At 66.7% G+C, this 12,284-nt stretch carries 12 protein-coding genes; 5 read left to right on the top strand and 7 right to left on the bottom strand.

The window, feature by feature from the left end:
- Positions 1-13: 13 nt before the first annotated feature.
- On the top strand, positions 14-967 hold the full coding sequence (locus ACAM55_RS26665; RefSeq protein ID WP_369657271.1) for a LysR family transcriptional regulator: 954 nt from the start codon (positions 14-16) through the stop codon (positions 965-967).
- Here the strand turns inward: ACAM55_RS26665 and ACAM55_RS26660 are convergent, their stop codons facing one another.
- From ACAM55_RS26660 to ACAM55_RS26650, 3 genes are read right to left on the bottom strand one after another with little or no spacing between them, the layout of a single operon-like run.
- Positions 968-2,029 carry a maleylacetate reductase gene (locus tag ACAM55_RS26660; protein WP_369657270.1) on the bottom strand — a complete coding sequence of 354 codons (1,062 nt, stop codon included), beginning with the start codon at positions 2,027-2,029 and terminating at the stop codon, positions 968-970.
- A gap of 4 nt (positions 2,030-2,033) precedes the next feature.
- Positions 2,034-2,903, bottom strand: coding sequence for an intradiol ring-cleavage dioxygenase (locus ACAM55_RS26655; RefSeq protein ID WP_369657269.1), 870 nt, complete (start codon positions 2,901-2,903; stop codon positions 2,034-2,036).
- A gap of 25 nt (positions 2,904-2,928) precedes the next feature.
- Positions 2,929-3,912: an amidohydrolase family protein gene (locus tag ACAM55_RS26650; RefSeq protein WP_369657268.1), complete on the bottom strand. Its 984-nt coding sequence runs from the start codon at positions 3,910-3,912 to the stop codon at positions 2,929-2,931.
- 358 nt (positions 3,913-4,270) lie between these two features.
- On the opposite strand from ACAM55_RS26650, the gene ACAM55_RS26645 reads away from it, so the two are divergent.
- From ACAM55_RS26645 to ACAM55_RS26635, 3 genes are all read left to right on the top strand, one after another.
- A complete protein-coding gene (locus ACAM55_RS26645; RefSeq protein ID WP_369657267.1) occupies positions 4,271-5,653 on the top strand; it encodes an MFS transporter in 1,383 nt (460 codons plus the stop codon).
- Positions 5,654-5,760: 107 nt separating this feature from the next.
- Positions 5,761-6,186 (top strand): CopG family transcriptional regulator, encoded by a 426-nt coding sequence (locus ACAM55_RS26640; protein ID WP_369657266.1) that lies wholly within the window; start codon positions 5,761-5,763, stop codon positions 6,184-6,186.
- 28 nt (positions 6,187-6,214) lie between these two features.
- A complete protein-coding gene (locus ACAM55_RS26635; protein ID WP_369657265.1) occupies positions 6,215-7,294 on the top strand; it encodes a PHB depolymerase family esterase in 1,080 nt (359 codons plus the stop codon).
- Between the two features lie 24 nt (positions 7,295-7,318).
- Here the strand turns inward: ACAM55_RS26635 and ACAM55_RS26630 are convergent, their stop codons facing one another.
- From ACAM55_RS26630 to ACAM55_RS26620, 3 genes are all read right to left on the bottom strand, one after another.
- Complete coding sequence (locus tag ACAM55_RS26630; protein WP_369657264.1) at positions 7,319-8,290, bottom strand: PA2169 family four-helix-bundle protein; 972 nt, start codon at positions 8,288-8,290, stop codon at positions 7,319-7,321.
- Positions 8,291-8,494: 204 nt separating this feature from the next.
- Entirely contained in the window at positions 8,495-8,770 is a 276-nt protein-coding gene (locus ACAM55_RS26625; protein WP_369657263.1) for a hypothetical protein, read from the bottom strand.
- A 208-nt stretch (positions 8,771-8,978) separates the two neighbouring features.
- The gene (locus ACAM55_RS26620; RefSeq protein ID WP_369657262.1) at positions 8,979-9,326 is read right to left on the bottom strand and encodes a GFA family protein; all 348 of its coding nucleotides are present in this window, start codon (positions 9,324-9,326) and stop codon (positions 8,979-8,981) included.
- A gap of 188 nt (positions 9,327-9,514) precedes the next feature.
- On the opposite strand from ACAM55_RS26620, the gene ACAM55_RS26615 reads away from it, so the two are divergent.
- Positions 9,515-10,237 carry a pirin family protein gene (locus tag ACAM55_RS26615; RefSeq protein WP_369657261.1) on the top strand — a complete coding sequence of 241 codons (723 nt, stop codon included), beginning with the start codon at positions 9,515-9,517 and terminating at the stop codon, positions 10,235-10,237.
- Between the two features lie 15 nt (positions 10,238-10,252).
- Here ACAM55_RS26615 and ACAM55_RS26610 read toward each other — a convergent pair whose 3' ends face one another.
- Complete coding sequence (locus ACAM55_RS26610) at positions 10,253-12,283, bottom strand: alpha/beta hydrolase domain-containing protein (RefSeq protein WP_369657260.1); 2,031 nt, start codon at positions 12,281-12,283, stop codon at positions 10,253-10,255.
- Position 12,284: the final 1 nt, after the last annotated feature.

Here is a 12,284-nt window from a genome sequence, read left to right as displayed (position 1 = left end):
AGGAGGCGGCGCGGTGAACATCAACTCCATTGACCTGAATCTTTTCCTGGTGTTCCAGGCGATCTACGCCACGCGCAGCGTCACGCTCGCAGGCGAGCGCCTCGGCATGACGCAATCGGCGGTGAGCAACGCGCTCAAACGCATGCGCGAACGCTTCAACGATGCGCTGTTCGTGCGCACGGCAGACGGGATGGTCCCCACCCCGGTCGCCGAGCGGCTCATCGCTCCCATCGAGGAAGGCATCGCCTGCCTGGCGCAGGCCGTCGACCAGGGCAGGACCTTCGAGCCGGAGACATCGAGCCGCACGTTTCGAATCGCGGTCAACGACATCGGGCAACTGGTCATGATGCCCGAGCTGCTGTCCGTCGCACGCGGCATCGCACCCGGTGTCCGCTTCGAAACCGTGGACGTTTCCATGGCCGACGCCCGGCAGCGGATGCTGCACGGGCAGATCGACATCGCGCTCGGCAGCTGGGAAGCGATGGGGCCATCGTTCTACCAGCAGCGGCTGTTCGACGAGACCTTCGTCGTCCTGATGTCGAAGGCGTCACCCCTGGGCGCCCGCGAGCGCATCGAGCTCGACGACTACCTCGCGGCCGAACACATTGCGTACAGGCCCCAGGGAACGACCGATTCGCAACTTCAGCAATCCCTGGACAGGGCGGGTGCGATCGATCGGCGGCGGGTCGTTCTCACGGCCGCCCACTCGCTGGGCCTGACGTCGATCGTCGCCACGTCGGGCCTGCTGCTGACCGCGCCGGCACGCCTTGCAAGGGCGATGGTGGCATCGCGCACGGACCTGCGCAGCGTCGACGCGCCCTTCGAGGTCACGCCCTTTGAAATTCGCCAGCAATGGCACGAACGGTTTCATCAGGACAGCGGCAACCGCTGGCTGCGCGAGCTGATATTCGGCCTCTTCCACGAGCGATCGAGCCGCGAGCCTGCGCCGCAGACGCGAAGCAGGTGATCAGGCCGTTGGCGGCGCTCCATCCCATGCGCGGTGGAGCAGGGCGCGAAGCGCCCCCTTCTCGAGCGGGCGCGGATTCGGATACTGGTTCGACGCTGCCAGCTCGGCCGCTTGTTCAAGTCCGTTGGCGGGCATGCCGATCGCCTTCAGCGACACCGGCGCGCCATGGGTTCTTGCAAGCTCGAAAAGGCCCATGGGCGCATCCGCGACGCCGAGCGCTCTCGCGATGCGGGCCATGGCTTCCGGCGCCGCGCCGGCGTTGTACCTGAGCGCATGCGGAAGAACCACCGTATGCACTTGCGCATGCGGCAAGTCGAAGGTGCCGCCCAAGGTGTGGCACAGCTTGTGGTGCAGGCCCATCGACACGGCCCCCAGCACCGTGCCGCACAGCCAGGCGCCGTAGAGCGCCTGGCTGCGTGCCGGCAGATCGCGCGGATCTTCTCGAAGCGGTTGCAACGACGCGGCGCAAGCGCGGATGCCTTCCTCGGCCATCAATGCGATCACCGGATTTCCATCGTGGGCGTAGAGGCCTTCGGCCGCATGCGCCATGGCATTGATCGCGCTCGCGACCGTCAGATCCAGGGGCAGCGACAGCGTGAGCTTGGGGTCGTAGACCACCACCGTGGGAAGCACGCGCGGGTCGCGCCCGGTCTTTTTCAGGCCGCCTTCCGTGATGCCATAGATGGGCGTCACCTCGCTTCCCGCATAGGTCGTCGGCACGGCAATGATGGGCAGCCCCGACTCCAGCGCAATGGCCTTGCCCAGGCCGATGGTCGATCCACCCCCGACGGCCAGGGCGCAGTCCGCCTTCAACTCGGAGGCGAGTGCGCGCGCCTTGCGCGCGATCTCGATCGGCACATGCATGACCGCTTCGTCGAAGATGAATGCGACGCGGCCGGGAAGCCGGTCGGCAATGGCTTGCGCCTGGTCGCGCTGGTTGGGCGTGCACAGGACGAGCGCACGATGGGCGCCCAGGCGCTCGATCTCCGCCGGAATCTGGTCGATGCTGTCCGCGCCAAAAACGATGCGCGAAGCGCTCGCGGTGTAGACGAAGCGGTCCATGCTTCTAGTCACGCGGTACGCTGTTCAACACGAAGTCGTAGTCGAGCGTATAGAACGGCACATCCATGCGCGTTCCGTCCGGCGCCACGCCGGACTCGTGGCGCTTCCAGTCGGCGATGAGCGAGGAGCGCACGCCGAACACGGCGTCCGATTCCAGATAGCTGCCGCCGGAGCGGAACACATGGGTGATGAGCGTCTCGTAGCCCGGCGCCTTGATCATGAAATGCAGGTGCGCAGGGCGCCACGGGTGGCGGCCGAGTTGCTCCAGCATCTGGCCGACCGGGCCGTCGTGGGGAATGGGGTAGGGCACGGCCACGATGGATTTGAAGTGGTAGCGCCCGTCCTCGAGGCTGCTCAGATGGCCCCGGCCCTGCGCATGGTCCAGCTCGGGGCGCTGCACGTCGTACCGGCCCTCGTCGTCGGACTGCCACACGTCGATGCTTGCATGGGCGATCCGCTCGCCGTCGATCCCGCGGATGGTGCCGCTGACGAAGCAGGGTTCGCCGCTTGCGCCGTTGGAGATGTCATCGCCATTGTTGTACTCCGGCGCGTCGGACACGTAGAAGGGCCCGAACACCGTCGCCTCGGTGCAGCCCGTCGGACGCCGGTTGCACTGCGCAGTGACGAGCGTCGAAAGGCCCAGCACGTCAGAGAGCAAGATGAACTCCTGGCGCTTGTCGTCCGTGATCTTTCCGACGGCGGTGAGAAAGTCGATGCCGCTGGACCACTCGGCCTCGGTGAGCTGCACCTCGCGCGCGAAGTCGTGCAGATGCCGCACCAGGCTGTCCATCACGGTCTTCAGGCGCGGACTGGGCGTTGCGCCTTGCGCCTTCAGCGCGGCGCTGGTGATGGTCCACTCGTCGATGTCGATCATGGGTAGCCTTGCCTTTCCGGGTGGCTCAGGATTGAGGCAGCTTGAACAGCGACAACGCATTGGTGCGGCCGATCTTCTTGCGGTCGGCCTCGCTGATGCTGGCATCGTTGAACCAGTTCGACGCATGGTCGACATTCTCGAACGGCCAATCGGTCGAGAACAGGATCCGGTCCGATCCGACTTCCAGCATCGCATCGATGAGTGTCTGGGTGCGAAAGTTGCCCGAGGTCGTGAGATAGAAATTCTCATGGAAATAGTCGCACAGCTTGCGCTTGGCCGGATAGCCCTTGGGCGCCTCGACCCAGGCGTTGCGGTGGTCGACGCGCCACATGTTGTAGGGCAGCCCTTCGCCGAGGTGGCCAAGGATGATCTTCAGGCCCGGATGCCGATCGAACAGGCCGCTTGCCATCAGGCGCAGGGCGTGAACGGCGGTTTCCTGTGCAAAGGCCCAGGTGGGACCGAGCAGCCACGGGTGGCCTTCATAGATCTGCGCCCAGCTCGCGAGCGGATTGCGCGGATGCAGATAGAAGGGCGCGTCGAGCCGCTCCGCCGCAGCCCAGAACGATGCGTACTGCGGCGCATCGTAGTAGACGACGTTGTCGGGCGTGCCGACCTGCGAGAACCCGTTGACCAGCGCGCCGCGAAAGCCGAGCACGTTGATGCAGCGCTCGAGTTCCTGCGTGGCCTTCTCGGGGTCCTGCATCGGCAAGGCCGCGAACGCCTGGAAGCGGTCCGGCCGCTTCGCGACCTGCTCGGCAAGAAAGTCGTTGGCGCGGACCGCGAGCTCATAGGCTTTCTTGGGGTCCGGCACCGCCTGCACCGCGGGCGCGTTCAGCGAGAGGATCATCATCTCCATGCCGTGCGCGTCCATCTGGCGCAGGCGCACATCATGAAGGTCGAGGAGGCGCATGCTGAGTTCCCTCCAATACGCGCCAGGCACGAAGCCGGCCGAGTCCTGCAGCGTTTCAGGAATCGCGAAATGTTCCTCGAGCCCGATCTTTCCTTGCATACCTGTCTCCTTTGTGCGGGCACTGCCCCGCAAACACCTGACCGACGGCAGCGCCACAGCGGCGCTCAACCTGGCGGCCAATCTAAGGGAGCGGGTGGGGCGCGGTCCAACAAAGATCGGTGATAGCGCGCATTCGAAGATCGCATGGAAGCAGCAGTGGCCGCCGGGTGAGCGCAACCTGTGGGTAGACCCGCCCCAACATTTACGAGCCGCATAAAGGGCATCCGGAAAATGCGTTGGACCCGTGAAGCCGGCAAGCCCATGATCGCAAGCATCGCCGCACAACTGCGCCAAGCCCGCTGCGAGACCCAGGGCGGCGCATCAGGCATCTTTGCCATTCGAATCGGAGACAAGAGTCATGCGTCAAATCGACCTTCACAAGCTGGCTGACGATGCCCGCTTCAACCGCTTTCACGGCCTGGTGCTGCTCTGGTGCGCGCTCATCATCGTGTTCGACGGCTACGACCTGGCCGTCGTCGGCATCGCATTGCCTTCGATCATGAAGAAGATGGGTGTCGACGCGACCAATGCCGGGTTCATGGTCAGTTCCGCGCTCTTCGGAATGATGTTCGGGGCCATCTTCATGGGCACCATCGCCGACCGGATCGGGCGCCGCTGGGCGATCGCCATTTGCGTGGGCTTCTTCAGCGTCTTCACTGCCGCTGCCGGGCTGGCCGAGAGCCCTGTCGCATTCAGCGCACTGCGCTTCCTCGCCGGGCTCGGCATCGGGGGCGTGATGCCGAACGTGGTGGCGCAGATGACCGAGTACTCCCCGAAGAAGATCCGCGCCACCCTCGTCACGCTGATGTTCAGCGGCTACGCCGTCGGGGGCATCATTGCGGCGATTCTGGGCAAGGGGCTGATCGAGAGCTACGGGTGGCAATCGGTATTCTTCGCGGCCGGCCTGCCGGTGCTTCTGCTTCCGCTCATCCTGAAGTCGGTTCCGGAATCGATGCCGTTCCTGCTGGCCAAGGGCCGCACCGAAGAGTTGAAGAAGATCGTCTCGCGGCTCGACCCGAGCTACCAGCCGCTGGCCACCGATAGCTTCGTCGTTCCGGCCAAGGACCGGGCCGACAGCGCACCGATCAAGCACCTCTTCTACGATGGCCGGGGATTCAGCACGGTGATGTTCTGGATCGCGTTCTTCATGTGCCTGTTCATGGTTTTCGCGCTGAGTTCGTGGCTGACGAAGCTCATGGCCAGCGCAGGCTACAGCCTTGGCTCGGCCCTGACCTTCGTCCTGGTGTTGAACGCAGGTGCCATGGTTGGCGCGATTGCCGGGGGCTGGCTCGCCGACCGGTTCCACATCAAGTACGTGCTCGCGGGCATGTATGCGCTGGCAGCCGTTTCGCTCACGCTGCTGGGCTACAAGATGCCGACGCCGGTGCTCTTCGTTCTCATCGGGCTGGCCGGGGCCTCGACCATCGGCACGCAGATCGTGGCCAACGCCTACACCGGGCAGTTCTATCCGATGGCCGTGCGCGCCACCGGTCTCGGTTGGGCACTGGGCGTCGGCCGCAGCGGCGCAATCCTGGCACCCATCCTGATCGGCATGCTGGTGGGCATGAACCTGCCGCTGCACCAGAACTTCATTGCCATCGCGATTCCGGCGGTCATCGGCATGGTCGCGGTGCTGCTCATCCAGCACGACAGGTCGGCGTCGGCCTCCGCATCGCGCGCGGATGCCGGTGCTGCCTTGAACAAGGTTGCAGCGGGCCTTCCCGGAACGCCTGGCGCTTGAGCATGGACGGCCGCCGGGCCCCGGTGGGCCTGGCAAGCGAACCGCATCGCCCCGCCGATTTTTTGCCATCCATAGACCATCCATATGGATGGTGTTAGGATGGCGGAATGCCGTCATACCATGCACCCGTGCCTGCCGCCGTCAAGCCGCCGGAGTCGGAGAAGATCACCATCAACATGGGCTTCGTCGACCTTGGCCACATCGATTTGCTCGTGGCCGAGGGCTTCTATTCGAACCGCACGGACTTCATCCGAACGGCCATTCGCACCCACCTGGCATCGCACGCGGACGCGCTGCGCCAGGCGGTCTCCCGCAAGATGCTCGTCCTGGGGCTGCAGAGCTTTTCTGCCGCAGACCTTGAAGCCGTGCGCGCCGCGGGCGAGACGCTGCAGGTGCGCGTGCTGGGGCTGGCGGTCATCGCGCCCGACGTGAGCCCCGAACTGGCTGCGTCCACCATCGACTCCCTCACCGTGCTCGGCGCACTCCACGCGTCACCGGCCGTCAAGGCCGCGCTGGCGGGACGCATTCGCTAGCAAAGCGCAAACCCAACTGGGCCCACCAATGAATCCACTTCTCACCGGCCTGATGAGCAAGGCCGCTCACCTCACGCGCAGCGGCCGGCTCGCCGAAGCGACAGAGGCAATCCAACGGGCGTTGCGCGGCGCGGCCGAGCCGCCATCGTCCGTCGCGCCCGCCATGCCCAGCTGCGATGCCGAAGTGATCGACGTCGAGGCGCGGGTGATCGAGCGCGAGCGGCCGATGCGCTCGCAGCCCGACCCCGAACAAGCCGACCGTACCGAACGATGGATCCGGGGCAGCTTTTCGCACCAGGGCCGCACGGCCAACTTCATGCTCTTCGTGCCGGCGGGCGCGGCCGGCGAGGCGCCCGCGCCGCGCCCGCTGGTCGTGATGCTGCACGGTTGCACGCAGGACGCAGCCGACTTTGCCGCGGGCACGCGCATGAACGAGCACGCGCGGGAATGCGGCGCGATCGTGCTCTACCCCGAGCAGGCACAGCACGCCCACGGCCAGAAATGCTGGAACTGGTTCAAGACCCCGCATCAACAACGCGGGCGGGGCGAGCCGGCCCTGCTCGCAGCGCTGACCGAGCACATTGCCGAGCAAGAGCAGGTGGACCGCGCCCGGATCTACGTGGCCGGCCTTTCGGCGGGCGGTGCCATGGCGCACACCCTCGGCCATTGCTACCCCGACCTCTACGCCGCGGTCGGCGTGCATTCAGGGCTTCCGCATGGCGTCGCGAACGACCTGATGAGCGCCCTGAACGCCATGCGATCGGGTCCGTCCGCGGCACGGCGCGAAGCGGCGACGGCCGCGCCGCCCACCATCGTCTTCCATGGCGACGCGGACACGACGGTGCATGCGAGCAATGGCATGGCCATCGTGGCCGGCGCCGTGCCGGGCGCGGTGAGCGAAGGCCGGTCCGCTTCGGGCCGGCGTTTCACGCGCACGGTGTATCCGGCGTCTGCCGGTCGTGGCGATGCGGAGCATTGGCGCCTCCACGCGGCGGGCCACGCGTGGTCGGGCGGCAGCGCGCAGGGCAGCTACACGCAGCCCGAGGGCGTGGACGCCAGCCGCGAGATGCTGCGGTTTTTCCGGGCGCACCGCCTGGGCGGTGCCTGATCGGATCGCCCTCTGCCGCGCGGATCAGGCGCGCGCCGCGCGAGCTTCGTTGCGCAAGTCGCGAATCTGGTCGTGATTGCGCTGCGCGGCCTGGGCCTGCGATTGCACCACCTGGCGCACATCCTGGGGCAGCTGCTGCAAGGCCTTGCGATAGCGCGCAACGGCGGCGTCTTCGCCGCGCTCGCATTCCTCGAGGATGGACAACTCGCTGTTGGCACCCACCGCGCTCTTGAGGTGCACCCAGCCGCGGTGCAGCGCGCCCGAGGCGGTGCCGCCGTCGGCGGGCTTTCCGCCATAGGAGATCACCAACTGCGAGAGTTGCGCCGCGGACTCGCGGCACTGCGCGGCACGCGTCGCGAACAGCTGCTTCAGTCGCGGCGATTCCACTTCTTCCGCACAGGTGCGAAAGCCGGCCTCGCCGTCACGCGTGTTCTCGAGCACGTCATTCAGCACGTCGACCACGTCGTCGTTCGAGAGCGGATCGCCCTCGGGGAACGGCATGTCTTCTTCCCGCATGTAGAGCCGATCGATGCGCTCCCACGCCGCGTGCGATGCAGGCCGCGCCTGCTCCCATGTGAGCGACGAGGTGCCGCGGCGTGTTTCCCATTCGCGGGCCAGCGACGGCTCGACGGCCGCGAAGTCATCGTCCAGCGTTGCGCGGCGGCTCCAGCCGAGTTCGTAGGCGGGCGCATAGTGCTCGTAGCTCAGGCCCGGCTCGTAGTAGGGCTCGCGCGTGTAGGAGCCTTCCCAGTGGCTGTGTTCCGTCGTGGGGTTGACGCGCTCTGCAACGGCCTTGCCGCCCAAGCCGCCGGCCACGGCCCCCACAAGCATGCCGGCTACCGCACCGGGCGGTCCGCCGATGGCACCCACCGCAGCACCGGCGAGCGCGCCGCCCGCGGCACCCGCGCCTGTACCGACGGGATGAGCTCCCGGCTCACCGGTGATGGGATCGAGGTTCAGGTCGTAGCGCTCGGACGGGGTCTTGGCTTGGGTCACGTGCATTCCTTGGATGGTGGTTGATGTCGGACGGGTTCTGATGTGGCTCCGCCTGCCGGCGGCGCAAGGTCGGCGGCAGGCGCGGTGTCCTGTAGTCCAACCGTCGGGCGTGGCGCTGCCCCCGTCGGCGTTCGGTGAAAAGAGCGCTGCGGTGAAGGCATGCGACCATTTGCGGTCGCCGCGCCCGTCGCAGCGATGCGAACATCACATCAAACGCAAACCTCGGGCGAATCGCATCGAGGTATTCGCGAACACCGGCACATCGCCCATCTGCGCGATCTCGGCGAAGCCCTCTTCCGTGATGCACTCCACCGTCGCCAACGACGATTTGGCATACAGCCTGGAACCCTCAAGCGGCGTGATCTTGGCCTCGATCAGCCCCGTAGCCATGAGTACCGACACGTACCCGATCTCGTCTGACTGGACGACCCTGACAGGCAGTTGTGTTTGAAAAAGCCTCAGCAAGAACAAGAGCGGCATTCGAATCTTCCGGGTGCAGACGTTGCGTTGCCCCAAGCGCCCCGCCATTTTTCACGGCCGGACTTGATGTGGGGAAACATCACATTAGCCCTGCCCGTGCATCGGCCCCGCTTCCAAAATGCCGGCCGCAATGTAGGCCTGAAGCTCGAATCTGCAACCACCGCCGCGATGCAGCGACACCCGAAGGGCTCGGCTTCGGCTGTCCGAGCTACTTCGAGCGCCCGTCGAAATGCTGCACCGGCACCGCATCGAGGTCGATGCCCTCGAGGCAGCGGATGTTGATGGCGGCCATCTTGTTGCCCTTGGGATCGGTTCCCTCGCCGAAGGTGTGAATGCCGCAGACCGGGCAGAAGCGGTGCGAGATCACATGCTTGTTGAACATGTAGGTGCTCATGTCTTCGGGGGGCGTCTTCAGCCTGAGCCGATCGTGCGGCACGAACCACAGCAGCGATCCCTTGCGCTGGCACATCGAGCAATTGCAGGCCATCGCACCTTGCACTTCACCCTCGACCTCGAAGGCGATCCGACCGCAGTGGCAGCTTCCTTGGTAATTCATCGGTCCCTCCAAAGGAAAAAAATTTGCGGAATCGGAGAGTCCGGCCGGGGCTTTGCAGCGGTGGTCGGTCATCAATTGGAGCGGATTTCGGCGGAAGTTCAAAGGGGCTGCGCCCGGGGGGCGGGCATCCCACGGGGAAGTGAACTGCTTGGAGCCTGTACAAAGTGCCATCAAAATCACCTCATCCCATGAACGACGTATTTCACGACCGCCAGGCCCGTGGCCGGACCCGCACCGGGTGGCTCACCAGCCACCACACCTTTTCGTTCGGTTCGTTCAACGACCCGCTGCGGATGGGATTTCGGGCTTTGCGCGTCATCAACGAAGACACCGTCGCCGGAGGCTCCGGCTTTGCGGAGCACGCGCACGATCATTTCGAGATCCTGACCTTCGTCTTGAGCGGCACGATCGAGCACAGGGACTCGGCCGGCAATTCGGGCTTCCTGCAGGGTGGCGACATGCAGCTCATCAGCTCCGGCGCCGGCACCCGGCATTCCGAGCGCAATCCTTCAGCGACCGAGCCCGCCCACCTGTTCCAGATCTGGCTTCATGGCGAGGCGGATGCTGCGCCCCCGCGCTACCAGACGCTTGCCGGCGTGCTGGACGCTGGCGAAGCTTCGTCCACGCGGTTGGTCGCGGGCCCGGAAGCGGCCGAAGGCGCGCTGGCCTTGTCGGCACCCGTGCGGATCTGGGCAGGCAAGCTGCTTGCCGGAAGCAGAGAGACCCAAGCACTCGCCGCGGGGCGCTTTGGATGGCTGCAGGTGCTCGACGGCGTCGTCTCGGTGCGCGAAGGCGCCGCGGCGGAGCCGCTGGAACTGAGAGGCGGCGATGCCCTTCAACTGGTGACCGTGCGATCAGTCGATCTCACCGCGGTGACGGACGCTCGCTGGCTCTGGTTCGACCTCGCCTAGCTGTCGACTCCAGGGTCAGGGCAGCACGGCAATGCGGCCATCCTTGGCTGCGTTGTCCATCCAGCGTTCGGCGTCCTCATTCAGCATCAGGCCGTCCGCCTGCAAGCGCTGTACCGCGCTCCTTACTTTCGCCAGGTAGGCCTCGCGGCTGGGATACCGTTCGGCGATCGGGAGCCGCGGGTCGCGCCTGGCGGCGGCCTCGGTGGCGGTCGCCGAGAAGGGCAGGTAGCTGCCGTCGAGGCCGCACAACTGGCCCGGCGCAAAACCGGCCTTTCGCCGGTTCCACCCGGTGTAGGTGGCCAGCGGCACGGCGATGTCGGGCAGGCGGATGCCGGCCAGGTCGTTGCCATCGGCATCGGTCCTGGGAACGAGCACCGTGTATGCGCGCCCGGGGTCCGACTTCACAGGCATTGCGCTGTCATCGTTCACCGTGAGAAGGTTGGGCACCGGCAGCGTCATGCCGAGCGGCGACAGATCGGGAAACCTCATCGACGCGGCAGTCGCAGGAACCAACGTGCCGTCGCGCACGGTCGGGTGGCGGCTGGCCGGTGGGGCCTTGCCGTCGCGTACCCACTCGACCATGCGCGTGAGCAGCGCGCGGTACACCGGCTGCTGCTGCGCCGGGTTGATGGGCGTCTCGCAGATGGGGGAGGTCGCGTTGCGCGCGGTGACGTGCTGCGTCGACGACATCAGGTACACGCGCACGTCGTCGGGCAATGCGATGTCGCGGCCGGCGCCATCGGTGACCACCAGCGCGGCGCGGCCCTGCCAGTACTCGAGGCCGCTGTCGAGATGAAAGACCTTCGGGCATGTCCGGTCGGCAGCGCAGCGCGCAAGCAGGCCGCCCTGCCGGCCGCTCAGCGGATCGGTCGTGGTCGCGTAGCTGAACGGAAACTGGTCGCCGTAGAAGAAGTGGTCCTCGTGCTGGCGGGAGTAGCGGCCGGGCTGGGCCCAGCGCACGTTGGTGTAGGTCTTGCGCGAGCCGGCGATGGTCGCGACCATGCCGTCGAACACGCGCTGGCCGCCCGGGCCGGCGTTGAAGCCCTGCCACACCCAGTCGCGCAGGAAGCGTCCCGATTGCGAGATGCCGATCGCCACCGTGGCCCTGGGCTTCAGATCGGCCAACGGGCTGGCTTGCCCGCTCGCGTCGGGCAGGCCGGTCTTCAGGTGCGACACGACATCGCGCAGCGACGCCATGCCCAGGCCCATCGGACGCGGGTCGCGTGCCGTGTACCGGAACTGGTAGATCGCGCCGGCATCGAAGCCGGCGGGGCGATCGAATTCAACCGAGTTCGCATCCTTGTAGCGCCACTGCGTAGGCCCGATCACGGTGGGCGCCGCTTCCGGCCGCGCGCGCACGCTCAGCTCGCCCATGGCCGGATCGAGGGAGGCGGCCGGGTAGCTCAATGGCAAGGTGCCGCGGGGGCCCGGCGCGTCGAACACGATCTCTTCGAACGCGGTGCCGGTGATGGGTTGCCCGCCTTGCGTGGCCGTTGGCAGCACCATGCCGACGGTCTTGCCGGTGGGGTCCGCCGGAATGTCGCCTTGCCAGCCGACCCACAGCAGCGTATGGCCCTGGCGCATCAGCCAGCCCGTGCCGGCCTCTTCGGCGCGCTCCGCCTGCAGGCTGCCGCCGTTGACGATCTCGAGCATCAGCTTGCGGCCGCGATTCGCGACTTCGACCACCCACGTTCCCGACGACCTGGCGCCGTCGCGCGGCCGCAGGATGACCACGTCGGCCTTGTAGCGAACCTTGCCGTCGGCCGACGCGGCCGCGCCTGCGTCGACGATGCCGCGGTTGGCCGGATGCGCCGGATCGAGCGCCACCTGGGCTTGCGCGACCACGCGCTCGTAAGGTCCGGCATTGCCGAAGGCGATGCCTCCGAATGCCGGTTGGCGCTCGCGCACGAGAAGCTGCTCGACCACCGCGGGTGCGGCGCCCGAAGCGGGCATCTGCGCGCAGCCGACAAGGGCGGCAAGCAGTGCCGCCGCCATGATCGCGATTCTCCAGCGCAGGGCCTGCACCGGGGCTACCAGTTTGCTCATT

It is taken from the genome of Variovorax sp. V213, from assembly GCF_041154455.1.
In the GTDB taxonomy this organism is placed as follows: Bacteria; Pseudomonadota; Gammaproteobacteria; order Burkholderiales; family Burkholderiaceae_C; genus Variovorax.
Note: the sequence above shows the minus strand (reverse complement) of the source record. Positions and strands in the feature narration are given on the sequence as shown.

Coding starts and splice junctions, on each gene's coding strand:
- ACAM55_RS26660 (WP_369657270.1), bottom strand. CDS start 2,029: ATGGACCGCTTCGTCTACACCGCGAGCGCTTCGCGCATCGTTTTTGGC.
- ACAM55_RS26655 (WP_369657269.1), bottom strand. CDS start 2,903: ATGATCGACATCGACGAGTGGACCATCACCAGCGCCGCGCTGAAGGCG.
- ACAM55_RS26650 (WP_369657268.1), bottom strand. CDS start 3,912: ATGCAAGGAAAGATCGGGCTCGAGGAACATTTCGCGATTCCTGAAACG.
- ACAM55_RS26645 (WP_369657267.1), top strand. CDS start 4,271: ATGCGTCAAATCGACCTTCACAAGCTGGCTGACGATGCCCGCTTCAAC.
- ACAM55_RS26640 (WP_369657266.1), top strand. CDS start 5,761: ATGCCGTCATACCATGCACCCGTGCCTGCCGCCGTCAAGCCGCCGGAG.
- ACAM55_RS26635 (WP_369657265.1), top strand. CDS start 6,215: ATGAATCCACTTCTCACCGGCCTGATGAGCAAGGCCGCTCACCTCACG.
- ACAM55_RS26625 (WP_369657263.1), bottom strand. CDS start 8,770: ATGCCGCTCTTGTTCTTGCTGAGGCTTTTTCAAACACAACTGCCTGTC.
- ACAM55_RS26620 (WP_369657262.1), bottom strand. CDS start 9,326: ATGAATTACCAAGGAAGCTGCCACTGCGGTCGGATCGCCTTCGAGGTC.
- ACAM55_RS26615 (WP_369657261.1), top strand. CDS start 9,515: ATGAACGACGTATTTCACGACCGCCAGGCCCGTGGCCGGACCCGCACC.
- ACAM55_RS26610 (WP_369657260.1), bottom strand. CDS start 12,283: ATGAGCAAACTGGTAGCCCCGGTGCAGGCCCTGCGCTGGAGAATCGCG.